The sequence below is a fragment of the Caballeronia sp. M1242 genome (assembly GCF_017220215.1).
Taxonomy (GTDB): domain Bacteria; phylum Pseudomonadota; class Gammaproteobacteria; order Burkholderiales; family Burkholderiaceae; genus Caballeronia.
On the sequence record NZ_CP071132.1, the window covers coordinates 534,567 to 557,413 of the forward strand.

Below are 22,847 nucleotides of genomic sequence, written 5' to 3' on the forward strand. Positions count from 1 at the left end.
GCGCTATTCGGTGCGATACCAGACGCGAATGCCCGAGTACCAGTGGCTGACGCTGGTATCGTCACCGGCGCCGAAGGTGGAGAGACTTTCCACGTTCAACACGTCGATGCGGTTCTCAGCGATCCACCGGTTCGCGCGTTCGACGAGCGCCGCGCCGTTTTCGTACACGTTGCCTTTGATCAGGTGATGCTGCACTACCTGCCGCTCGAAGTCTTCGTAGGCGATCTTCGTCATCGGTCGTCTCCTTCTTGATGTTCTTGCCGCCGGCTTCGGCGAGCCGGCGCATGTCTCGTGTGCTGATTCGAGCATCATATGGCCTGAACGATAAAGCGCGCGGGGCGGTTTACCCGCGGTTCGAGTGCTCGCGGCGCGCCGGGCGGCTCGTCCGAACCGGTGTAACGCGAAGCCGCTGCACGCATTTGGCCGCCGCCGCCGATCTTCGCTACCATCTCCCGGTGGCGTCGATACCGGCGCGGCCCTCACCTGATCCCATGCCTTTCGTTTTGCTCGATCCCGCCATGCTTGCCGGCGATCCGCTCGACGCCGAGGAAGCACTTCTTGCGCGCGCCGCATCGGGCGATGCCGTCGCGCACATCTGGACCGCGCCCGTCTCGCTCTCGGTGCCGCGCAGCTATCAACGCTACCCGGCGCTCGCCGATGCCCGCGCGAACTTCGCGCGGCGCGGCTGTCCGGTATGGCAGCGTCTGTCGGGCGGCGGCCTGGTGCCGCAAGGACCGGGCATCGTGAACGTGAGCCTTGCCTATCCCGTGCGCGCTCCGATGGGCGCGCTCGCCGAGACGGTCTACGTGCATCTCTGCGGCATCCTGGCCGACGCGCTGCAAACGCTCGGCGTTTTCACGCATCATCAGGCGGTGGACGGCTCCTTTTGCGATGGACGCTTCAATCTGGCGTGGGGGCCCGGCAACGATGCGCGCAAGATCGCGGGCACCGCGCAGTACTGGCGGCGCGCGCCGCAACCAGCCGATGAACGCGACACGCCGCTCTACGCCGTGCTCGCCCACGCCGTGTTGCTGGTCGATGCCGACCCGGTCGAGATCAACGAGCGCGCCAACGCGTTCGAAACGCTCATCGGCAGCGGACGCCGCTATCAGGAGATGAAAGTCGTCACCGTCGCGCAGGCGCTCGCGTACGAATGCTTCGAGATTCCCGCCGACCTGCGCGCGCGCGTGTGCGATGCGCTCGCCGCGCGTCTTGCGCGGGCTTCGCTGCCGGAGACAGGTTGAGCGTCTGGTCGCTGTCCGTTTCAACCGCATCGAGGTGGCCATGCCGCTCAGACGTGCATCGAACGGCTTCTTTTTTGCGCTTTGGGTCGCCGTCTGCGCGGCCGCGCCCGAGTTTCTGTGGCAAGGACTCGTCTCGCTTGTCGGACACTTTTCGCTGACAGACGCCGCCGCGGCGCTTCTGATCGGCGCGATCCTCGCGTTCTTCGTCGATCCGGTGCTGGAGCGCGTGCGCGCGCTCGGCGAGGATGCGACGCATCGACGGCCCGCCAAGTCGCCCGCCTTCGCCGCGTGCGAAGCGCTGAGCTTCGCGGTGGTGGCCGTGTGCGTGCACGAGGCGATCACCGTGTATGTCGCCGCGAGCCATTCGAACGAGCAGGCCGGCGAGAATCTCGCGAAAGCGGTGGCGCAGGCGATGCAATGGGCGGCGATGCCGTTCTTCATCACCATCGCGTGGCTCGCGGCGCGTGGGCCGCGCTCGACGGCATGGCCGGCGGCATTGCTGGCGGTCGTGATCGGCTATTTGTGCGGTCTGACTTTCGAGTGGGGAGGGCGCGTCATCGCGACGACGCTGATTCCTTCAGTGCTGATTCTGATCGCGGGTTCCGTGGTCGTGCGCGAGCAATGGGACCCGTCCACGTTTCGCCGCTGCGCCCGCGCGACGGCTGTCGTCGCGGCGACGTGGCTCGCACTGACCGGCGTGCTGCAACTCGCGCTGTGGCTCCCGCACGTGCAGAGCTTTCGCATCTACACGAACGCGGAGTTCTGGAGCGACCTGCGGTTTTACATCGGCTGGGTAACGGGGCTTCTGGTGGCGCCGGGAATGGTCGCTCCGCTTGATCCACACGCGCGCCCCGCCGACGATAGCTGGCGCCGACGCCGCTGATTCGACTCAGGTCGAAGGCGGCGGAGGCGGCTGAACGCCGGGCGGCGGTGGCGGGGGCGGCGGGGCCGAGTAAGCGCCATTGGGCGTGACGGTTCGCACGGCGCCACTGACGGGCACTTTGTCGCCCGCCGCGTACATGCACTGGAGATACGCGTAGTCGTAGCTGCGCTGCACGCCGTAGCCGGACGACTGCGCCGCGCCGACGCCAAACGCGCTGCCCGTGAGCAAGCCCGCGCCCGCGCCGATGGCCGCGCCCGAGCCGCCGCCGAACGCCGCGCCCGCCGCCGCGCCGATCGCGGTGCCCACGACCGCGCTTCCGACCGCGCTGTTAGTCGCGGCCTGATCGGCGCTGACGCCGCCGACCTGCTGGAGCGCGAACTGACGGCACGAGGCATCGTCGGCGCGGAACTGGTCGAACGTCTTGGTGGAGCCGGGGAGCGCCATGACGCTCGGCCCGCTCGGCATGACGGTGCATGCCGACAGGCCGGTGAGCGCGAGAAGAAATACGAGCCTTCGGTAGTTCATGGGCGTGACTTCGTTAGCACTTCATCATTGGTTCGACGGCGCAGGCGGTTGCGCCGGCACTTCGCGCCAGCCGCCGGGGCACTCCTTCACATACGGGTAGTACGTGCGCGATCCGTCGCAGTAGTACCAGGAACCGCTCGGCTGCGCGGGAGCGGCCGCGGCCTGTCCTTGTTCGACATACGTGGTCGGCGCAGCGGGCACGGCGACCACCGGCGCGGGCGGATAGTAGTAGTACGGCACGGGCGCCACCGGGTAATACAGCGGCGCGCCGAACCAGATACCGACATGGCCGCCATGCGCGCTCGCGGTGGTCGACACACCGGCGGTAGCGAGCACCGACATCGCGATAAGAGCCTTCAGGCGATTCACGACTTTCTCCAAAAAAGATTCTTGCTTGCTTGCGTCGCGGCAGGAAACTTCCGGCTTCCACATGGCCGCCACGCGTGCATTCTTCTACGCTATTCCAGTTGCGGAAGAATTTCAATTACGGCACGGCGACGCATTCTTTCGGCGTGTTACCCGGTAATAATGCGTGTCAAGAACACTTGAAACCGAGGCGATCATGACCGATGCAGGCGGCACGAAAGAACGCGTTCGCGTTGTCGAGACAGTCACGCTGTCCGACGACTGGTACGTGCTCAGAAAAGTCATCTTCGATTTCCGGCGCCGCGACGGCACCTGGCAGCGGCAAAGCCGCGAGACGTACGACCGCGGCAATGGCGCGACCATCCTCCTGCATAACCCGCGTACCGGCACCGTTCTTCTGACGCGCCAGTTCCGCATGCCCGCGTTCGTCAACGGCCATGACGGAATGCTGATCGAAGCCCCCGGCGGTTTGCTGGACGACGCAACGCCCGATGCTCGCATCCGCGCCGAAGTGGAGGAGGAGACGGGCTACCGCGTGGGCCACATCGAGAAGATCTTCGAGGCGTTCATGAGCCCCGGATCGGTGACGGAGAAGCTCTACTTCTATGTCGGCGAGTACGACGGCGCGATGCGCGTCGGCGACGGCGGCGGCGTGATCGACGAGGGCGAAGAGATCGAGGTGATCGAACCGCCGCTCGACGAAGCGATGGCGATGATCGACCGCGGCGAGATCATGGACGGCAAGACGATCATGCTGTTGCAGCACCTCGCGCTCAGGCAAGCAGCGACACGGTCTTGACCTGCGCCCACACGCGCATGCCGGGCGCGATGTGCAAGCGATCCATCGAGTAGCGCGTCACGCGCGCAAGCAGCGGCAAGCCGTCGACGTCCAGCCGCACGACCGCCTGCGACGGATTCGCGTCTTCGGCAATGGCCTTCACCGTCGCGGGCAGCACGTTCAGGACGCTGCTTAGCGTATGGTCGTGCTCGCCGGTGATGAGGCTCACGTCGCGCGCCTTCACCGCGACGCGCATTTGCTTTCCTTCCGCGACCGGCTCGTGTAGCACGCGCAGCGTCGCGCGTCCTCCCGGCAGCGCAAGCGTCAGCAGCCGATACCGCGCGTCGTAGCCAGCGACCGTGCCTTCTAGCACGACGGAGGCATCGTCGGCGAGGGCGATCGGCAAGTCGAGCCGCGCGAGCGTCTCGCTAATCGGACCGCTCGCCAGCGCGCGACCCGCGTCGAGCAGCACGAGATGATCCGCAAGCCGCGCGACTTCCTCGGGCGCGTGGCTCACGTAGAGCATCGGAATATCGAGTTCGTCGTGCAGGCGTTCGAGATACGGCAGGATTTCGAGCTTGCGCTTGTGGTCCAGCGAGGCGAGCGGCTCGTCGAGCAGCAACAGACGCGGGCTCGTCAGCAGCGCCCGCGCGATGCCCACCCGTTGCCGCTCGCCGCCCGACAAACCCGCCGGCATCCGTTCGAGCAAATGCGCGATCCCGAGCAGTTCGGCGGCCTGCGCCAGATCGACGCGGCGCGTCGCGGGCGGCACGCGCTTGAGCCCGAATCGCAGGTTCTCTTCGACGCTCAAGTGAGGAAAAAGGCTCGCTTCCTGAAAGACGTAGCCGAGCGCGCGCCGATGCGTCGGCAGGAAAACGCGGCGCTCGGTGTCGAGCCACACGTCGCCATTCACGACGAGCCGACCGCGCGTCGGCCGCGCGAGCCCGGCGATGCAGCGCAACAGCGTGGTTTTGCCCGAACCGGACTGGCCGAAGATCGCGGTGACGCCGCGCCCCGGCAAGTTCAGTTCGACATTGAGCGAAAAGCCGCCGTGTTCGACGACGAACCGCGCTTCGATGGCCGCGTGCGTCGCGTTGTTGCGCGCGCCGTCGAGCATGAGCGAAGGTGACGTGAGTTCAGACATGCGCCGTCGCCGTCCGGCGAGTCGAATAGAGCATAAGAAGCACGACGAACGAGAACAGCACCATGCCGCCCGCGAGCCAGTGCGCCTGCGCGTATTCCAGGGCTTCGACGTGATCGAAAATCTGCACGGAGACCACGCGCGTGCGCCCCGGAATATTGCCGCCGATCATCAGCACGACGCCGAATTCGCCGACCGTATGCGCGAAGCCGAGGATCGTCGCCGTGACGATGCCCGGCCGCGCGAGCGGCAACGCCACCGTGAAGAACGTGTCCCAAGGCCCCGCGCGCAGCGTCGCGGCGGCTTCGAGCGGACGGCGGCCGATGGCTTCGAACGCGTTTTGCAGCGGCTGCACGACGAACGGCAGCGAATAGATCACCGAACCCACGACGAGCCCGGCGAACGTGAACGGCAAGAGACCGATGCCCGCCGCCTGCGTGAGCTTGCCGACCATGCCGTTCGGCCCCATCAGCACGAGCAGATAGAAGCCGATGACCGTCGGCGGCAACACGAGCGGCAGCGCGACGACCGCGCCGACCGGGCCCTTCATGCGCGATGCGGTGCGCGCGAGCCACCACGCGACCGGCGTGCCGATGACGAGCAGCAGCACCGTCGCGAGCGACGCGAGTTCCAGCGTCAGCGCGATCGCCTGAAGGTCGGCGGAATCGATCGGCATGGTCCGCTCAGAGTTGATAGCCGAACGATTTGATGACCGCCGCAGCCTTCGAACCCTTCAGATAGTCTCCGAACTGCTTCGCGACCGGATTGTCGCGGCCCTTGCTCAAGATCACCGCGTCCTGCTTGATCGGCTCGTGCAGCGAGGCGGGCACGATCCAAGCCGAACCGCCCGTGATCTTGCCGTTCTTGTAGATCTGCGACAGCGCGACGAAGCCGAGCTCCGCGTTGCCCGTGGCGACGAACTGCTGCGCCTGCGAGATGTTCTGTCCTTCCACAATCTTCGACGCGACGGCCTGCGTCAGCCCGAGCTTGTCGAGCGCCTGCGTCGCGGCGAGCCCGTAGGGCGCGGCCTTCGGATTCGCTATCGCGAGGTGCGTGAACTCGTTCTTCTTCAGCACGTCGCCTTTGTCGTCCACGTAGCCGTCTTTCGCCGACCACAGCGCGAGCGCGCCGGTCGCGTAGGTGAAGCGGCTGCCCGGCACGGTCAGACTTTCGCTTTCGAGTTTGGCGGGCGTGGTGTCGTCGGCGGCGAGGAACACTTCGAACGGCGCGCCGTTTTTGATCTGCGCGTAGAACTGGCCCGTCGCGCCGTACGAGGCGACGACCTTGTTGCCTGTGTCCTTCTCGAAGTCGGCGGCAATGGCCTGCATGGGCGCCGTGAAATTGGCGGCGACCGCGACCTGTACTTCGCCGGCGAACGCAGCGGACGCGGCCATGCCGGCTGCGAGCGAAAGCAACGTGCCAAGCATCGTGCGCATGAAACGGGTCTTCACGTAACGGCTCCTGTTCTTCGTTGTGTTGGTGTGTCGCGGCATGTTCGGCCGGACGAGCCCGCGTAATATAGCCGAATATATTACGCGCGTTCGTGACATGATAAAGGTCCAGCGGGCGCTGGCTTCGTGTGAGCCTGCCTCACAGGAAGCGATTGACCGCGATTACCGTTATCGACGAAACTGTGCCGCATGGCGCGGATTTGCGCCCGTGAGGAAATGAGCGTTACTCACATGCTGCGGCAAACGAGGAGACAAGACATGAGCGATGCAATGAACCTGCAACGCCTGAAACTCGCCGTCGATGGCCCGATCGCCCGCGTGACGCTCGACCGGCCGGACGTGCGCAATGCGTTCGACGACGCGGCTATCGTCGAGCTGACCGCCGCATTTCGCGCGCTCAACGACGACGCCAACGTGCGGGCGATCATCCTCGCCGCGAACGGCCCGGCTTTCTGCGCGGGCGCGGACCTGAACTACATGAAACGGATGGCGGGCTTCACGGACGCCGAGAACCGCGCCGACGCGCTCGGTCTCGCGACCATGCTGAACACCATCTATACGAGCGCGAAGCCGGTCATCGCGCGAGTGCAAGGCGACGCCTACGCGGGCGGCGTGGGCCTCGTCGCCGCGTGCGATATCGCGGTGAGCGTGGACACGGCGCACTTCTGCCTGTCGGAAGCCAAGCTCGGCCTGATGCCCGCGACCATCGCGCCGTACGTGATCCGCGCGATGGGCGCGCGCGCGGCCCATCGCTATTTCGTGACGGCCGAGCGCTTCGACGCGGCCGAGGCGCTACGAATCGGTTTCGTGCATCAGGTCGTCGCAGCGGATGCGCTCGACGCCGCCGTCGACGGGATTGCCGCGAGCATCGCCGCGAACAGCCCGAACGCGGTGCGCGAATGCAAGCGGCTCGTCGCGGATCTCGCGGGCAGCGCTATCGACGAGACGCTGATGTCGGACACGGCGGATCGCATCGCGCGGATACGCGCATCGGACGAAGGGCGCGAGGGCGTGCGCAGTTTCCTCGAAAAGCGCAAGCCCTCGTGGCTGGCCTGAGCGCGGAAGCACGGCGATGATCACGCTCCATCACTGCGTCAGCGCGCGCTCTTTCAGGCCGCTGTGGGCGCTCGAAGAAATCGGCCTGCCGTATGAATTGAAGATGCTGCCGTTCCCGCCGCGCATGCTGGCGCGCGCCTTCATGGACGTGAATCCGCTCGGCACGGTGCCCGCATTCGCCGATGACGCGCTCTTCATGACCGAATCCGCCGCGGTCTGCCAGTATCTCGCGGCGCGCTATTCGCCCGGCGTGCTGGATGTCTCCGTGCATGAGGCCGACTTCGGCCGCTATCTGAACTTCCTGCATTTCGGCGAGGCGACGCTCACGTTTCCGCAGACGCTCGTGCTGCGCTACACGCATTTCGAGCCGCCCGAGCGCCGGCAGCCGCAAGTCGCGGAAGACTACGCGCGATGGTTCCACGCGCGGCTGCGCGCGCTCGCGCCGCTCTTGGAACGCCAGGACTTTCTCTGCGCGGGCCGCTTCACGGCGGCGGACATTTCCGTCGGCTATGCGCTGATGCTGGCGGAGCATCTGGACTTGAGCGCGCGCTTCGCCGAACCGGTCGCGCGTTACTGGGCCCGCCTGCGCGAACGCGACGGTTTTATCCGCGCGATGCGCGCCCAGGACGCCGCCGCCCGGGCGCAAGGCGTCTCGCCGGTGCCCGCGCCGGACACGCGCTGACCGAGCGCTTCCCTCCTTCACGTCCCTCCCTCCGTGGGGCTGTGCGACCCGCCGCGACGCTTTACTCTGCGCGTCAGGCGCTGACGTTCGACGCGCCTGTCCAGACGAAGCGTTCTTTGGCGAGGTGCCGGCGATGTACGTCTTTTCTTGGTTCTTATCGATGATCGTGGCGCTCGTCGCGACGGGCACGATCCTTTACGCGCTGCCGGGGTCGGCTGCCGAAGAGTTGAGTATCGCGATTGCGCCCCAAGCGATATTCGCCGCCGACGTGAGCCGCGCGGACGCGATGGTTCTGTCGTGCGTCGGCGACGGGAAGTGAGCGGGTGCGTTGGGAAGCACGAGTGCTAGATGCTTTCGGGTCAACGGCTTAGGCCATTCGTCAGCGCGTTGTCCACAGGCTTTTCCCCGATTTCTGTGGATAGTCTCGGCGCGAAAAACCAAAAAAAACCCGCTCGAGAGAGCGGGCTTGAATCCACATCGGTTGAGACATGGAGGAGACAAGGGCTAGTATAAACCCTTAGTCCGCCAAGTCAAGCGTTCATTTCGAAAAAATTCCAACGCCCTCACTGCTTGCCGAGGCTGTGGTAATAGCTCGCCAGATTCGCGACATCCGTATCCGACAAGCCTTTCGCCACCACAGACATCATCTCGTTCTGCCGCGCGCCCGAGCGAAAATCGTTGAGCGCCTTCACGAGATATTCCTCCGTCTGGCCGGCGAGATTCGGCGCTTCTGGCAGCTTCGAGATGCCGTCGAGCCCGTGGCACGCCTGACACTGCGCCGCCTTCGTGCGTCCCGCCTTGATATCTCCCGCCGCGAGCGACGCGTCCGATATCGCCGCAAGCAACGTCACCAACGCCGCGAGCGCTGCCGTCTGCTTCACGCGCCTCATTTGGCCCCCGAGTACGAGATGCGGTAAATGGCGCCGGCGTAGTCGTCGGAGACGAGCAGCGATCCGTCCTGCAGCATCTGCACGTCGACCGGACGGCCCATGTATTCGCCGCTCTGCGTGAGCCAGCCTTCGGCGAAGACTTCCGTTTCGCCCGCGGTGCCGTCGTCCTTGATCGGCGTGTACATGATGCGCGCGCCAATGGGCTTCGTGCGGTTCCAGGAGCCGTGCTCCGCATCGAAGATGCCGCCCTGATACTTCTGCGGGAACATCTTGCCGGTGTAGAACGACATGCCGAGGTCGGCGGCATGCGCGGCGAACTCCACTTGCGGGAACACCACGCCCGCCGGCGGGTTCTGATCCTTATACTCGACCGTGCGTACCTTGCCGCCGCCGTACCACGGAAAGCCGAAATTCTCGCCGGCCTTCGTCGCGTGATTCAGCTCGCCGGGCGGCATGTCGTCGCCCATGCCGTCCACCTGGTTGTCGGTGAACCACAAGGTCTTGTCCTTCGGATTGAAGTCGAGCCCCACGGAATTGCGCACGCCATGCGCATACACTTCGCGGTTCTTGCCGTCCTGATCCAAGCGGATGATGCCCGCGAGTCCGTTGCGGTCGAGTTCCGCGAGCTTGTCCTTCGGCGGCACGTTCCACGGCTGCCCGAGCGCGATATACAGCTTCTTGTCCGGTCCGATGCGGCACGCGCGCGCGCCGTGATTGAAGCTCTCGAACTGCGTCGGGATCAGCTTGCCTTGCGGCACCACGACTGCCGCGGCCACGTCCGGGCCCCCTTCGCCGAAGAACTGCGCGGCCGGAAAACCTAGCACGCGGTTCTGCTCGGCGACGTAGAGCACGCCGTCCGGCGAGAAGCACACGCCGTTGGGCACCTTGAACGTCACCGACGAGGCGAACTGCACGACGTCGCTCGCGACGCGTTGCTTCGTCCTGTCCGTCACCTGCCACACGCGATTCTTGCGCGTGCCGACGAACACCACGCCCGTGGATGGCTCGATCGCCATGTGCCGCGCTTCCGGCACGACCGCATACAGGTCGATCTTGAAGCCCGGCGGCAGCTTGATTTGCTTCAGGTTTTCGCGAAGCGCGTCCGCAGTCTGACCGGTTTGCGGGACGGTTTCCGGCGGCTGCGTATTGCCGGTCTGACGGAAGTTGGACAGGGTGCCGACGTTGTCCTGCGCTGCGTCGGCGGGCGGCATGCAGGCGAGCATCGCGCCGAAGGCCAATGGCAAGAGCTTGAGCGTTGCGTTCATCCGGTTGTCTCCTTTATTTACGGCATCGGAAGAGGGTGTTCGACCACAGGACTTTCTTCGCCGGGCCTCCGCGTCGGTGCGCCGGCAGGTACGGCGCCGCTGGCCCGGTAAAGCAATGTTAGGACACGAAACGCCGTATGTAAGCGGCGCGTGAATATTGTCGATGCCGCCGCTACTTCCGCCCGTCGAAGATGAAGACGTTCGAGCGGTCCGGGCTCGGCAGCGCGACCAGGAGGCGCGCGCCGTCGACGATGGCGCTGCCGTCCACCGTCGCATCGGGTAGCGGGCAGGGCGCGGGACCAAAGGTGGCTGACACCGCGTAGGCATTGACGCCGGGGCGCGGGCGCAGCGTCCCCTTGAAGATGCAGCCGGCGCTGGTCGTGCCGGCGGCGTAACCATCGGCGGCGACGGTGATGCGCGTCGTCGTCGAGCCGCCGAGCGCCATGCCGCGTCCGCTATAGAGGCCGCCCGCATTGGCGAGCGTGGGCGCGGTATCGAGCAGCGGCGCCGCCGTCGCGGAGAAGCTCTGGCTCTCGCCGCCGCTGCCGCGCGTGATCGCTCCTTCGACGGCCGGCGCGTGCGCGAAGTCCGCCGTGAACGACACCGGCGACGGTGGCGCTGCGCCGATGCGGTAATTTAATGCGGTCGCGCTTGTGAAGCGTCCGTCGCTCGTCTGCGAACCGTTCGTCGCGATGACGACGCCTCCGACGCCCGCGCCGCCGCTCGCGTAGAAGAGGTAGGCGGTGCCGTCGAAGAGTACGAGCAACGTGGCGTCCGCGTCGCCGAGCGTGCCCTTGTAGACGCCACCGGATGGCAGCGTCGTCGTGACGGCCTGCGTCGGCGGGACGGGCGGCGGGCTGGTCGAACAGGCGGCGAACAACACGACGGAGGGTAGGGCAAGCGAGGCAGGGAACAGCGCGGCGCGTGTCGTGCTCGTCATCGAAGGCTCCGGTCGCGGTCGGCCGCCTCGCGTGCTCGAAGCGGGAACGTCCTGTATAGGCGCAGCACTGCGGCGCGTCAAGCAAACGAAGAAGCGAACGAAGATCGGACATACAGAGGAAGCCCATTGCTCAATGCCACCGTCGTGATCTTCGGCGCATTCGACCGCCACAACTTCGGCGACATGTTGTTCGCGCATGTCGAGCAGCGTCTGCTTCTCGAACGCCTGCCTGACGCCAGACCGCTTTTCGCGGGACTGGCCGCGCGAGACCTGCGTCGATACGGCGGCCATGCGGTCGCGGCGCTGGGCACGCTCGCCGGACGCCTGCGCGATAAGCCGGTCGCGCTCGTGCATGCCGGCGGCGAACTCCTGACCTGCGACGCGTGGGAAGCCGCCGTGATGCTCAACGAACCGGAAGACGCGCAGGCGACCATCGCGCGATACGGCGCGCGAGCCGAGGAACGCTTGGCGTATGCGCGCACTTTGTTGAAAACAAATGCGCTAGCGCCTTACGTCGTCGGCCGCGAGACATGGCCGCAGGCGTCGTCGATTCGCTTCAACGCGGTGGGCGGCGTGTCGCTCGGCACGCGCGAGCCCGCGCTGCGCAACGAGGTCGTGAGCACATTGCGCAGCGGCGACGACCTGAGCGTGCGCGACGTGCACACGCAAGCGATGCTGCGTGCCGCAGGCATCGAAGCGAGGCTCGTTCCGGACCCGGTGACGATGATCGCGGAACTCTTCGATTCACGCGTCGCCTCGCGCGCCCGCCTCGGCCCGGCGGCCGACGTGCGGCGCGCGTGTCCGCGCGGCCATCTCGCGGTGCAGTTCAGCGCCGACTTCGGCGACGACGCCACGCTCGACCGGCTGGCGCGCGAACTGGATGCGCTCGCCGCATCGACCGGCCTCGGCATCGCGCTGTTTCGCGCGGGCGCGGCGCCGTGGCACGACGACATCGACGCGTACGTGCGGCTTGCGGCCCGCATGCATCAGCGCGCGCTCGTCTTCCGGTCGCTGGACATTTGGGATATCTGCGCATTGATCGCGACGAGCGCGGGCTATGCGGGCAGCAGCCTGCACGGACGGATCGTCGCGATGGCGTATGGACTGCCTCGCATCAACATGCTTCATCCGGACGAAGCGGCGCGAACCGGCAAGCAGGCCGCCTATGCGCAGACCTGGGACGACAAGAACGTGCCGGGTGCCGTGTCGATCGACGAACTCGAAGCGGCCATGCGCGATGCATTGAGCGCCGACCGCGAGGTGCTCAGGCAGCGTGCTCGGGAACTGGCGCGCTCGTATCGGGCTGATGCCGCGCGCCGCGCCGTCGACTAACGCGACTGCTGCCTGAAGCCCTCGCCACGCATCGCCGCTCTGTCCACGGCCGCAATCCGGTTGCGTCCGTTCTCTTTCGCCTGGTACAACTGCGCGTCGGTGAGATTGATGAAGGCCGTGATATCCATGCCGTCGCGCGGCAGCACCGTGCCCACGCCGAAGCTCGCCGTCACGCACTGAGCATGCGGCGAGCGCAGATGCGCGATGGCTTCCGCGGCGATGCGCGCACGGCACCGTTCCGCCACGGCCAGCGCGGCATCGGCGTCCGTATCGGCGAGCACGAGGACGAACTCCTCGCCGCCGAAGCGTCCGAGAAAGTGCGAAGGCCCGGCCGCCTCGCCGAGAACGCGCGCGATGCGCTTCAGGCACTCGTCGCCTTGCAGATGGCCGTAGTAGTCGTTGTAGGACTTGAAGAAGTCGATGTCGGTCAACACGAGCGAGAGCGGTTTCGCCGTCGCCTGCGCCGCCTTCCATTCGCGTGCGATCACGCTGTCGAACTTGCGGCGATTGCCGACGCCGGTGAGACTGTCGCTGAACGAGAGGCGCTCGAGTTCCGCCTGCAATTGCAGCAGTTGCTCCTCCGTGCGCTTGCGTTCGCTGATATCGAACATGAAGCCGATGAGCGCCTCGACATCGCCGTGCGCGTCACGCACGACATGCACGACGTCGCGCAGCCAGACGTAGCCGCCGTCGCGCGTGAGGGCGCGGTAATCGGCTTCGTGATCGGTGCCCGCCTTCGATTGGGATACGCAGAAGTTCACGACCGCGTCGCGATCGTCGGGATGCATGCGCTCGGCCCAGTCATGGACCGTTTTCCACGACGACGGCGGCCAGCCCAGCAACTGCTCGATCTGCGGCCCAATGTAGCTGAACTGCATGGTGGCCCAGTCGATCTTCCACGGGATCGCCTTCGTCGATTCGAGCAGCGTGCGATAAACGGCGCTGTCTTCCTCGCCGAACGCGCGGCCGGACGGCGCGAGCGATGCTTCGTGACGCAGGAACGCGGCTTTGAGCGGACTGTCGGGCTGCATGAGGCTCATTCGGTTGACGCGCGGCGCGCGGGGAACGTGAGCCTGTGTTTACGGCGGCGGCGCGGCAATCCTGAGCATGCGCGCCGTGCGGCGCGCGTCAGCGTTCGTCGGAGAGCATGGTGCCTCGGCAATTGGCCGCGAGGCAACGGCACGCGTAGAGGCGCTTGAGCGCCGCCGTGCGCCGTCCTTCGACCGTGAGCCGATAGTCGATGAAGAGTTCCTGCCCCTTGCCGATCGGGCGAAGCGAACGAATAAAGACGCGCTCGCCGTCCTGCTCGGCTTCGCAATTCGGCGCGCAACTGTGATTCAGCCAGCGCGCGGAATTCCCGCCACGGGCACCGTCGATGACGCGGCCGTCGTCGAGTCCGAAGAGGAACGTATGTCCGTCCTCGGCGTTGGAGCGCTCGTACATGCGTTGCGCTTCCTTCCACGAAAGACGCTTGCCCTTGTATTCGAAGAGCAGCGCGCCCGCAGGCAGATCCGCGAGGGCGAAGACGCCCCGGCCGTGAACGGGCGATGTTCGGACAGTGATTCGACGCATGGTGTGGCGAGTCGCAGTGTTGAAGTGGAAGCCGGCTGTGGACCGGCGTCATGTTCGCGCACGCAGCGATGGACGCATAGCGCTCGCGATCTATCGTAACTGCATTGCGGCGGTATGGGGTGGCGTGTGTGACGATTCGTTCCGTTTCCTCTGCTGCTCATCGGGCGTTTGCGGCTTGACTCGGGCGTCTTGAGGCACGAACGAGCGCGATGCCGCTGCCCTGCATCCCGTGCGACTGGTTGTGTGAGCCCGCTTCGCAACGAAGCGAAAACGATTCGTTTGCGCCGCGCGCTCACGCTCGACTAGGCTCGGTGAACGAACCGCTTCGCACGAAAGGAGCCGCAATGATCTCACCCGTCGATCTGACGACGCTCGCTCGCACCCCGAACGACGGCTATCTCAATCGCATCGTCGCCACCGTCAACGACCATGAAGTTCACGTGAGCGTGATGAGCGCGCCATACGAATGGCATGTGCATCCGGATTCCGACGAGACCTTCATCGTCACGGAAGGCACGCTCGTGATCGACCTCGAAGACGGCTCGATGCACCTTCACGCCGGGCAACTGCTGACGGTCCCGGCGGGCGTGCGTCATCGCACGCGTCCGCTCGGCGCGCGCTCGGTGAACCTGACCGTGGAAAGAAAGCACGCGACGACCGTGTTCTGCGACGATCCGCGCGCATAGCCCGAGGCGCGCGTCTTGGACAGCCGATCCGGCTTGGCAATTGCTCACCGTAAACGCAGCGGCCTTTTCTTTCCTATGTTCGTTTCCGACGGCAGGCGCAGCGCAGCTAGTTCGCATCGTGATGCGACGAACCGCGCCCGGGCTGACTCGTCCGAAACAAATACATAGGTTCACGCGCGTTCAACCGGTGATTTTCGTGACGTATTCGAGTGGCAGACGCCCCAAGCTAGTTTATTTCCCCACACGCATCGTCGCGCCGACGCCAGGCGCGAGTGAGAGTGATTTCCAGATTTATGCGTCGTATCGCGGTAGTGCGGCAAGCGGCTATTACGGCACCTTGAAGGTCGTGCGAAAAACGGACGGGCGATTGCTGTTTCCGTTCGAAGGCGCGGACACGCTCGGGCCCTACGCGTCGAAGTCGGATGCGATCGAAGCGGCGCAGCGCCGCGGCGACGAGGTCGTGCAGGCCGATCTCGCGCGCCCCGAGCTGTGATCGAAGTTCGTGTGTCGGCGGAACTCGCAAAGCCATTGCCGTTAAAGCGGTGGCTAGGCGGGAGCATGACTTGCTAACATGTCGCTCTTCGCGCTTATCGAGTTCCTTCTTCCGCCGGCGGCCAACATGACCACTCAACTCAGTGACGTATGCAAATCACGGCTCTTTCGCGTGACGCTGACAGCGCCTGTCGAGGGGATCGCGTTCGTCATGGCCGACAGCCGCGAAGCCGCCTGGCGCATGGGAAAGACGGTCATCGCGGTAGTGCATGGCGCGGGCGTGCAGAATGTCGCCATCGCGGGCGTGCATTCGTTCGGCGAACTCGTAAGCATGGGCACGTGCGATGACCTGGACATGCGCGTCTTCGAAGTCGCAAGTCAGGACGGCAAGAACACGGATTTTGCGGAAGCGCCTTACTTCCTCACCAACGATGCGTCGCTGCTCGGCAAGTGGGCCGAGCTCCGCGCGGATCTCGCGGCCAACGTGGCACGCGCGCTAATCCGGCGGGCTAAGTAAGCGCTGCTCGGTTCACTCAGTCTTGGCTGACGCCCGCTGGCACAGCGTGCGTCGATAGGCGGGAAACTGCTGCCGGCAGAAGGCTCAGGCGGCCACGCGGCGGTTCTGCTTCTCTTGAGCATCGGCGGCGGCGGAGCCGAGCGCCGAATCGAGCAAGGCCAGCTTGCGTTGCAGCGTGGCGACGCGTTGGCTTTGCGAGGGGACGAGCTCGTAGTCGCTGTCGAGTTGCGCCACGCGCATATCCCAATACTTCGTCGGCAGGCGTCCCGGCGCGGCGCTGCCTTCCACGAAACTCGCCAGGATCAGTTCGAGGTGTTTGAGTTCGCGCTCTGCGAGCTGGGCCGGGCGACGCTGTCGGAAGGCGGGGGCGGCGGCGAGAGTTCGTGTCATAAGGAAGCGTCCAGCGTGAATTCGGAAAACAACTACAAGAGCAAGGTGCGTACCTTCGAAGCTTTTTCGCACCGATAAATGTGTTTCCAAATGAAACGGACGTGCGCTCAGGCCCGCCGGTATTAGCGTTCACCCTTATTCGTCTGGACTTTATTTGGCCGATAACTCAGACGCCAAATGCAGTCGTGCGTCGGCTAGCGCACGGACCGATGCGAAAACTTTTACACGCGGCATGGTGGTTTCTTCAAACGTTTGCCGTGGGTCTGGCGCTTGCTCCTTTCGCCGCGTGCCATCCTTCCTTAGTGAATCCACCGGATGCGAACCGCGCAGCGCGCCACTCGAGCCCATCGACATGAACGACACCACCCGCAGCATCGCCACCCGCGCGCGCAAACCGCTCGACCGTGAACTCGAAACCGCCCTTCGCAAAGTCTTCGGCTTTCCTCATCTGCGGCCGGGCCAGGACGAAGTCATCCGCAGCGTTCTCGACGGCCACGACACCCTCGCCGTCATGCCTACCGGCGCCGGCAAGTCCCTGTGCTATCAATTGCCCGCCTTGCAACTGGACGGCATGACGGTCGTCGTGTCGCCGCTCATCTCGCTCATGCGCGATCAGGCCGCAAAGCTGACCGAAGCCGGTGTAGCAGCGTTGGTCCTTAACAGCACGTTGTCCACGACAGAAGAACGCGAAGCCATGCAAGCGGTCACGGAGGGCGAGGTCCGCATTCTCTTCGTCACGCCGGAGCGGCTCGTGAACGCGGAATTCACCGCGACGCTCACTTCGAAGGACATGCCGTCGGTGCCGCTCGTCGTCATCGACGAGGCGCATTGCATCTCGCAGTGGGGCCACGACTTCCGCCCGGCTTACGTCGAGCTGATCCACGCCGTGAAGACGCTCGGCCGCCCGCCCGTGCTCGCGCTGACCGCGACGGCGACGCCCGCCGTCATCGAGGACATCGTGCGCGAATTGCAGATGCGCCAAGCCAACGTCATCCATACGGGCGTGTACCGCGACAACCTGCATTTCTCGGTCGAACAGTTGACGAATCCCGAGGACAAGCGCCGGCGCGCCATCGAGCTCGCGAGCACGCTGGAAGGCAGCGGCATCATCTATTGCGCGACGGTGGCCGAATGCGATGCGCTGCACGCCGCGCTCGGCGAGGCGGGCGTCGCGGCGCAGCGCTACCACGGCAAGATGGCGGCGAGCGCGCGGTCCGAAGCGCAGGACGCGTTCATGGCCGACGAAGCACGCGTGATGGTCGCGACCAATGCGTTCGGCATGGGCATCGACAAGCCCAACATTCGCTTCGTGCTGCATGCGCAGGTGCCGGGCAGTCTCGACGCGTACTATCAGGAAGCCGGGCGGGCTGGCCGCGACGGCGAGCCGGCCCAGTGCATCCTGCTTTTCGAACTGAAGGACAAGCAGGTTCAGCAGTTCTTTCTCGGCGGCCGCTACCCGAGCGCGGAGACGATCCGGCGCGTGGCCGAGACGGTGCGCGACCTCGCGCGCGAAAACGCGAGCCAGACGCTCGAAAAGCCGCTGGAACGCCTGCGCGAAGCGTTGCCGCACGTCGGCGTGAACAAGCTGCGCGTCGCGGCCACGCTGCTCAACGATATGGGCGTGACGCGTCGCACGCGGCGCGGCGGCATGAAGCTGATTGACGACGGCGCGGCCATCGCGCAACTGGACGATGCCGCTCAGGGCTACGCGGCGCGCGCCGGACGCGATCGCGCCGTGCTGGAACGCATGATCAGCTATGCGCAGAGCGCGCAGTGCCGGTGGCGCATGTTGCTCGACTACTTCGCCGACGACGTGGACGACGACGTTCCTTCGCAGCCGTCCGCGGGCAAGCCGGAAGTGAACTATCAGGCGCCCGACGACGAACTCGGCGGCGGCGCGTGCGGTTCGTGCGACAACTGCCTGCATCCGCCGGAAGTGCAGGAGAGCCCGCGCGAAGTGCGCGAACAGGCGCTGTCGGAAGAGCACGAGAAAGAAGCGAAGCCGAAGCGCAGCGCACCGACGTTCAATCAGGGCGACCGCGTGCGCGTGCGCCGCTATGGCGATGGCGTGGTGGAAATGGTGAGCGCGGATCGCGTGGCGGTGCGCTTCCCGGACGACGAGACGCGCACCTTCATCGCGCGCTATGTGAAGCGCGCGGCGTGACGGAAAGAAAAGGGCTTACGTGTTGGTCGGTTCGCCCGGATCCTCGACGCCCTTTTCGATGTTGTCCTTCTGATCGGCGTAGTCCTTGCGGCTCGCGCCGTTGGTGATCTCGACATCGCCCTTGAGCTTGCGGTCCTCGTCACCGGTCACGGTGCCGATGGCCGTATCCACCCAACCCTTCACCTGTTCCTTGATGCCTTCGGTCGCGTCCTTGTTCATGTGACTCTCCTTTCGGAATTAGCGGTTTCAACATACCGTTCGTCGCAACGGTTATGCCCGAACTCACGGGCGCGCGTGTTGCTGAATCATCGTTCGATCAATCTTTCCGGGAGTCAGACGATGAAAGCAGTCGTGTTTCACGGCATAGGCAACATATCGCTCGACAACGTAGCGGACCCCACGATTCAGCACGATCACGACGCGGTGGTCCGGCTCACCGCGAGCGCCATCTGCGGCACGGACTTGCACATGGTGCGCGGCACGTTTTCCGGCATGGTGCCGGGCACGATCCTCGGTCATGAAGGCGTGGGCATCATCGAAGAAATCGGCAAGGGCGTGCGCAACCTGAAGCGCGGCGATCGCGTGCTGATTCCGTCGACCATTTCGTGCGGATGCTGCGGATACTGCCGGCAGGGCTACACCGCGCAATGCGACCTCGCGAACCCGAACGGTCCGTCCGCGGGCACCGCGTTCTATGGCGGACCGAAAGCCACGGGTCCGATCAACGGCCTGCAAGCCGAGTTCGCGCGCACGCCGCTCGCGAACGCGAGCCTGATCAAGTTGCCGGAGAACGTCGACGACGAGCGCGCCATTCTCATCTCCGATATCTTCCCGACCGGCTTCTTCGGCGCGCAACTGGCGGAAGTGCGTCCGGGCGATACCGTCGCGGTGTTCGGCGCGGGGCCGGTGGGCCAATTCGCGATTGCGAGCGCATGGATGCTCGGCGCGGGCCGCGTGATCGCTGTGGACCGCTTGCAGGATCGTCTCGATATGGCGCGCGCGCAGGGCGCGGAAACGGTGAACTTCGATCAGGAAGACCCGGTGCAGGCAATTCTGGAACTGACGAACGGCATCGGCGTGGATCGTGCAATCGACGCGGTCGGCGTGGATGCGGTGCATCCAGAGGGCGGGCCGGCCGCGTCGGAAGACAAGATCAAGCAGGCGGAACAGGAAAGCCAGACGGTCACGCCCGAGCGCAATCAGGACGGCAACAATTGGACGCCCGGCAATGCGCCGACGCAGGCGATCGACTGGGCCGTTGCCGCGCTCGCGAAGGCGGGCACGCTCGGCGTGATCGGCGTATACCCGCCGAACGATCGCTTCTTCCCGCTCGGCATCGCGATGAACAAGAACCTCACCATCAAGATGGGCAACTGCAACCATCGCTCGATCACGCCGGCGTTGATCGAGCGCGTGAGCAACGGCTCGTTCGATCCGCTTCGCGTGTTGACGACGCGCGAGCCGATGATGAACGTCATCGAGGCTTATAAGGCATTCGATTTGCGCCAGCCGGGATGGATCAAGGTGAAGCTCGATCCTGCAGCTTGACGGGCAATGGAAAAGCGGGGCGGTCTCCTCTCGCGAAACCGCCCCGTGTCCTCAGACTGCAACTCGTGTCAAAGACTTTAGACCTTCGAAAGATTAGCGAGCGCGATTGCGTCGATCAACGCGCTCATCTGCAAAGCACCTCTCCAGATGGCGCATGAATAGCGTGGTCCATGTGCAACATCGAAATGAGCGAGCGTCGAGTTTCGATGGCACTAAGCGATTGACCGTAAAGCATTAACCCGCGCTCAAGCATGCTCATTCCAGTTTTAGCAATAGATTCTTACCCGGCAAAACGCGTCGAATAACGCGACGTATGAGAGCGCATTGCTTAAAGTGTGTCGAGCCTCCCGGGGACAAGGCGCATCGCCTCGGGAAGCCTTTGCTCTAAATCAGGACACACAGCAATCATGAAAAGAAATCTCCTCATTGTGGGCGTGCTCGGCGCCTTTGCGGCTTCTGCACAGGCACAAAGCAGCGTCACGCTATACGGCATGCTGGACGCCGGCCTCGTGTATGCGAATAACGCCGGTGGCCACAGCAATTGGCAGCAAGGCAGCGGTTCCGTCTCCGATACGTATTTCGGCTTGCGCGGCAGCGAAGATCTGGGCGGCGGGTTGCACGCGCTCTTCAAGTTGGAGAGCGGCTTCAACCTGAATAACGGCGGCTTCAATCAGGACGGCATGTTCAATCGCCAGGCGTATGTCGGTCTGCAAAGCGATCAGTTCGGTACTGTCACGCTCGGCCGTCAATATGATTCAATGGTCGATTTTCTCGGGCCGCTTTCCGAAGCAGGCGCGGGCTATGGCAACAACCTGAGCGCGCATCCGTTCGATAACGACAATCTCGACAACTCGTTCTCGATCAAGAATTCGGTTAAGTATCGCAGCGCGAATTACGCGGGCTTCAAGTTCGGCGGTCTGTACGGCTTCAGCAACGACGCCGGCCAGTTCTCGAATAACCGCGCATGGAGCGCGGGCGCGTCGTACACAGCCGGCCCGCTGAACTTCGCGGCGGCTTACCTGCAAACGAACAATTCGCGCAACTTCAACACGGGCGGCGCGGTGACGGCGGGACAGAGCAACAAGGGCAACCTGACGGCGGACCTGCAACGCACGTTCGGCGCGGGCGTAAACTACGCGTACGGTCCGGCGACGGTGGGCTTCGTGTGGACGAACACGCACTATGACGGCCTGATCGCGGCGTCGCAGGGCGGCACGTCGTTCACGCTCCCGACCGGCACGAACCTGCATCTGAACAACTTCGAGTTGAACGGCCGCTACGCGCTCACGCCGGCGCTGAACCTCGACGCCGCCTACACCTACACGGACGGCAAGCTCACGGGCTCGAACGGCACGGGCGATCCGAAGTGGCATACCGTTTCGCTGCAAGCCGACTACTCGCTGTCGCGCCGCACGGACGTTTATGTCGAAGGCGTGTATCAGCATGCGTCCGGCCAGCTCGGCAACGCAGGCGCGAACGTCGCGATCATCAACACGCTGTCGCCGTCGACCTCGCAGAATCAGGTCGCCGCTGCGGTGGGTCTGCGTCACCGGTTCTAAGCTGCACTGAGTTTCACCAACGCTTCACCAACGCTTCACCAACGCTTCACCAACGCTTCACCAACGCTTCACCAACGCTTCACCAACACAAACGGCCGCGATCATGACGATCGCGGCCGTTTGTTCTTGCGGCGCTGTCGCGCGATGCGCGCGTCAGACTGCCTTGCCCGAGCCCAGGTCCGCGCCGGTCACCGGGTCGGCGGCGGGGTCGGACGCAGTGCGCGTTGCCATCGTGGTGAGCGCGTCCTTCTCCATCTCGCTCACGGTCACGCTCGCGGTGCCGTCGCCACCATCGACTGCGGGTTGCGGATCTTCGACGAACTTCCAGTCGCCGCCTTCGTTCCACGGGCCGCGTGCGTCGTCGCCCTTCGACATGTTGAAGTACACGCTCGTGAACTCCGGCACGCCCGGCAGCTTGCCTTGCGGGAAGTTCGGCTGGATCGAATGCAGCGCCTTCTCGAACGACTTCTGATGTGCGATTTCGCGCGTCATCAGAAAGCCGAGCGCGTCCTTGATGCCGGGATCGTCCGTGACGTTGATGAGGCGCTCATAGACGATCTTCGCGCGCGCTTCGGCCGCAATGTTCGAGCGCAAGTCAGCCGTCGGCTCGCCGATCGTGTCGATATACGCCGCTGTCCACGGATAACCCGCCGAGTTCGTCAGCGGCGTGCCCGCGCCGTACAGGATCGCGGTCGTGTGCGAATCGTTGCCGTTGCCCGTCATCGAGCGATACAGCTCGGCTTCCTGCTCCACCGCTTCGGCCAGCGCGCCCTTCGCGCCCTTGTTCAGCATCGCGACGATGCTGCCGATCACTTCGAGGTGGCTCATCTCTTCGGTCGCAATATCGAAGAGCATGTCCTTGCGGCCCGGATCGTCTTCGGTAACCGCTTGCGTGAAGTAGCGCATGGCGGCGGCAAGCTCGCCTTGCGGGCCGCCGAACTGCTCGAGAAGCAGATTGGCGAGGCCGGGATTGGGCGCGGCAACGCGCACCGTGTACTGCAGACGTTTGTTGTGGATGAACATGGCAGGCTCCTTCGATGAAAGTGCGAGAGGTCCAAACAAGCGATGCGGGGAAGCGCCATCGAGCGTCCAGCGCTAGAACCGGATGGGCGCATCGAGTGAATAGCAGTGGGTATTCCCACGGCGCGCTGAGCCGTTGGATTTTTCCAATCGCGTCGATAGGGGCGACGCGCGGCGCGGTTCGCGCGGTCGTTTCCCAAGCCTGGGGCAGGTCGCCGCTCGATGCGCGGGCCCGTCCGCGCGAGTAGCGTTATTGCATTGCTTACGTGCTGTATGCGATGACGCAAGCTCGTCATGGACATCCTGGCGGCTGGTCACGCGGAACACGCGTTGCTGCACTTGCGTT

Annotated in this window: 27 protein-coding genes; 13 read left to right on the forward strand and 14 right to left on the reverse strand. The window is 64.9% G+C overall.

Features of this window, described 5'->3' with window-relative positions; genetic code table 11:
• Positions 1-3: 3 nt before the first annotated feature.
• Complete coding sequence (locus tag JYK05_RS25970) at positions 4-234, reverse strand: hypothetical protein (RefSeq protein ID WP_175945753.1); 231 nt, start codon at positions 232-234, stop codon at positions 4-6.
• 257 nt (positions 235-491) lie between these two features.
• On the opposite strand from JYK05_RS25970, the gene JYK05_RS25975 reads away from it, so the two are divergent.
• Complete coding sequence (locus tag JYK05_RS25975) at positions 492-1,244, forward strand: lipoate--protein ligase family protein (RefSeq protein WP_206470696.1); 753 nt, start codon at positions 492-494, stop codon at positions 1,242-1,244.
• A gap of 40 nt (positions 1,245-1,284) precedes the next feature.
• The gene (locus JYK05_RS25980; RefSeq protein ID WP_241270113.1) at positions 1,285-2,127 is read left to right on the forward strand and encodes a hypothetical protein; all 843 of its coding nucleotides are present in this window, start codon (positions 1,285-1,287) and stop codon (positions 2,125-2,127) included.
• Positions 2,128-2,133: 6 nt separating this feature from the next.
• Here JYK05_RS25980 and JYK05_RS25985 read toward each other — a convergent pair whose 3' ends face one another.
• Complete coding sequence (locus JYK05_RS25985) at positions 2,134-2,652, reverse strand: glycine zipper family protein (RefSeq protein WP_206470698.1); 519 nt, start codon at positions 2,650-2,652, stop codon at positions 2,134-2,136.
• A 24-nt stretch (positions 2,653-2,676) separates the two neighbouring features.
• Positions 2,677-3,021 carry a hypothetical protein gene (locus JYK05_RS25990; protein WP_206470699.1) on the reverse strand — a complete coding sequence of 115 codons (345 nt, stop codon included), beginning with the start codon at positions 3,019-3,021 and terminating at the stop codon, positions 2,677-2,679.
• 193 nt (positions 3,022-3,214) lie between these two features.
• Between JYK05_RS25990 and JYK05_RS25995 the strand changes: the two genes are divergently transcribed.
• Positions 3,215-3,817, forward strand: a complete 603-nt coding sequence (locus JYK05_RS25995; protein WP_206470700.1) for an NUDIX domain-containing protein — start codon at positions 3,215-3,217, stop codon at positions 3,815-3,817.
• Here the strand turns inward: JYK05_RS25995 and modC are convergent.
• From modC to modA, 3 genes are read right to left on the reverse strand one after another with little or no spacing between them, the layout of a single operon-like run.
• Positions 3,792-4,940, reverse strand: coding sequence for a molybdenum ABC transporter ATP-binding protein (gene modC / locus JYK05_RS26000; protein WP_206470701.1), 1,149 nt, complete (start codon positions 4,938-4,940; stop codon positions 3,792-3,794). The two genes, JYK05_RS25995 and modC, sit on opposite strands and share 26 nt — an antisense overlap.
• Entirely contained in the window at positions 4,933-5,613 is a 681-nt protein-coding gene (gene modB, locus JYK05_RS26005) for a molybdate ABC transporter permease subunit (protein ID WP_206470702.1), read from the reverse strand. Before modB ends, modC begins: the two co-directional genes overlap by 8 nt.
• Before the next feature lie 7 nt (positions 5,614-5,620).
• Entirely contained in the window at positions 5,621-6,373 is a 753-nt protein-coding gene (modA, locus tag JYK05_RS26010; protein ID WP_206470930.1) for a molybdate ABC transporter substrate-binding protein, read from the reverse strand.
• 285 nt (positions 6,374-6,658) lie between these two features.
• Here modA and JYK05_RS26015 point away from each other — a divergent pair, with 285 nt between their 5' ends.
• The 3 genes from JYK05_RS26015 to JYK05_RS26025 all read left to right on the forward strand — a co-directional run bounded on the left by JYK05_RS26015 (position 6,659) and on the right by JYK05_RS26025 (position 8,445).
• Positions 6,659-7,444, forward strand: a complete 786-nt coding sequence (locus tag JYK05_RS26015; RefSeq protein ID WP_175946198.1) for an enoyl-CoA hydratase/isomerase family protein — start codon at positions 6,659-6,661, stop codon at positions 7,442-7,444.
• A gap of 16 nt (positions 7,445-7,460) precedes the next feature.
• Positions 7,461-8,126 carry a glutathione S-transferase family protein gene (locus JYK05_RS26020; RefSeq protein ID WP_206470703.1) on the forward strand — a complete coding sequence of 222 codons (666 nt, stop codon included), beginning with the start codon at positions 7,461-7,463 and terminating at the stop codon, positions 8,124-8,126.
• A 133-nt stretch (positions 8,127-8,259) separates the two neighbouring features.
• The gene (locus JYK05_RS26025) at positions 8,260-8,445 is read left to right on the forward strand and encodes a hypothetical protein (RefSeq protein WP_206470937.1); all 186 of its coding nucleotides are present in this window, start codon (positions 8,260-8,262) and stop codon (positions 8,443-8,445) included.
• Positions 8,446-8,689: 244 nt separating this feature from the next.
• Here JYK05_RS26025 and JYK05_RS26030 read toward each other — a convergent pair whose 3' ends face one another.
• The 3 genes from JYK05_RS26030 to JYK05_RS26040 form a co-directional block, all read right to left on the reverse strand.
• A complete protein-coding gene (locus JYK05_RS26030) occupies positions 8,690-9,016 on the reverse strand; it encodes a cytochrome c (protein WP_206470704.1) in 327 nt (108 codons plus the stop codon).
• Positions 9,013-10,281: a sorbosone dehydrogenase family protein gene (locus JYK05_RS26035; protein ID WP_206470705.1), complete on the reverse strand. Its 1,269-nt coding sequence runs from the start codon at positions 10,279-10,281 to the stop codon at positions 9,013-9,015. The genes JYK05_RS26030 and JYK05_RS26035 overlap by 4 nt, the downstream gene beginning before the upstream one ends.
• Before the next feature lie 172 nt (positions 10,282-10,453).
• Positions 10,454-11,221 (reverse strand): hypothetical protein, encoded by a 768-nt coding sequence (locus tag JYK05_RS26040; protein ID WP_241270114.1) that lies wholly within the window; start codon positions 11,219-11,221, stop codon positions 10,454-10,456.
• Positions 11,222-11,347: 126 nt separating this feature from the next.
• On the opposite strand from JYK05_RS26040, the gene JYK05_RS26045 reads away from it, so the two are divergent.
• On the forward strand, positions 11,348-12,553 hold the full coding sequence (locus JYK05_RS26045) for a polysaccharide pyruvyl transferase family protein (protein ID WP_241270115.1): 1,206 nt from the start codon (positions 11,348-11,350) through the stop codon (positions 12,551-12,553).
• Here the strand turns inward: JYK05_RS26045 and JYK05_RS26050 are convergent.
• Positions 12,550-13,584: a diguanylate cyclase gene (locus tag JYK05_RS26050; protein WP_371826484.1), complete on the reverse strand. Its 1,035-nt coding sequence runs from the start codon at positions 13,582-13,584 to the stop codon at positions 12,550-12,552. The two genes, JYK05_RS26045 and JYK05_RS26050, sit on opposite strands and share 4 nt — an antisense overlap.
• A gap of 97 nt (positions 13,585-13,681) precedes the next feature.
• Positions 13,682-14,125 (reverse strand): SET domain-containing protein, encoded by a 444-nt coding sequence (locus JYK05_RS26055; protein ID WP_175945733.1) that lies wholly within the window; start codon positions 14,123-14,125, stop codon positions 13,682-13,684.
• Between the two features lie 344 nt (positions 14,126-14,469).
• Between JYK05_RS26055 and JYK05_RS26060 the strand changes: the two genes are divergently transcribed.
• From JYK05_RS26060 to JYK05_RS26070, 3 genes are all read left to right on the forward strand, one after another.
• Entirely contained in the window at positions 14,470-14,811 is a 342-nt protein-coding gene (locus JYK05_RS26060; protein ID WP_206470707.1) for a cupin domain-containing protein, read from the forward strand.
• A gap of 196 nt (positions 14,812-15,007) precedes the next feature.
• Entirely contained in the window at positions 15,008-15,304 is a 297-nt protein-coding gene (locus JYK05_RS26065; protein WP_370650741.1) for a DUF6723 family protein, read from the forward strand.
• A gap of 126 nt (positions 15,305-15,430) precedes the next feature.
• Positions 15,431-15,820 (forward strand): hypothetical protein, encoded by a 390-nt coding sequence (locus JYK05_RS26070; protein WP_206470708.1) that lies wholly within the window; start codon positions 15,431-15,433, stop codon positions 15,818-15,820.
• Positions 15,821-15,904: 84 nt separating this feature from the next.
• Here JYK05_RS26070 and JYK05_RS26075 read toward each other — a convergent pair whose 3' ends face one another.
• A complete protein-coding gene (locus JYK05_RS26075) occupies positions 15,905-16,210 on the reverse strand; it encodes a hypothetical protein (protein WP_175945727.1) in 306 nt (101 codons plus the stop codon).
• A gap of 352 nt (positions 16,211-16,562) precedes the next feature.
• Between JYK05_RS26075 and JYK05_RS26080 the strand changes: the two genes are divergently transcribed.
• Positions 16,563-18,374 (forward strand): ATP-dependent DNA helicase RecQ, encoded by a 1,812-nt coding sequence (locus JYK05_RS26080; protein WP_206470709.1) that lies wholly within the window; start codon positions 16,563-16,565, stop codon positions 18,372-18,374.
• A 15-nt stretch (positions 18,375-18,389) separates the two neighbouring features.
• Here the strand turns inward: JYK05_RS26080 and JYK05_RS26085 are convergent, their stop codons facing one another.
• Positions 18,390-18,593 (reverse strand): CsbD family protein, encoded by a 204-nt coding sequence (locus tag JYK05_RS26085; RefSeq protein WP_175945724.1) that lies wholly within the window; start codon positions 18,591-18,593, stop codon positions 18,390-18,392.
• 120 nt (positions 18,594-18,713) lie between these two features.
• On the opposite strand from JYK05_RS26085, the gene JYK05_RS26090 reads away from it, so the two are divergent.
• A complete protein-coding gene (locus tag JYK05_RS26090) occupies positions 18,714-19,922 on the forward strand; it encodes a zinc-dependent alcohol dehydrogenase (RefSeq protein ID WP_206470710.1) in 1,209 nt (402 codons plus the stop codon).
• A gap of 407 nt (positions 19,923-20,329) precedes the next feature.
• Complete coding sequence (locus tag JYK05_RS26095; RefSeq protein WP_206470711.1) at positions 20,330-21,481, forward strand: porin; 1,152 nt, start codon at positions 20,330-20,332, stop codon at positions 21,479-21,481.
• 153 nt (positions 21,482-21,634) lie between these two features.
• On the opposite strand, the gene JYK05_RS26100 is transcribed toward JYK05_RS26095, so the two are convergent.
• Positions 21,635-22,504, reverse strand: a complete 870-nt coding sequence (locus JYK05_RS26100; protein ID WP_175945721.1) for a manganese catalase family protein — start codon at positions 22,502-22,504, stop codon at positions 21,635-21,637.
• Positions 22,505-22,847: the final 343 nt, after the last annotated feature.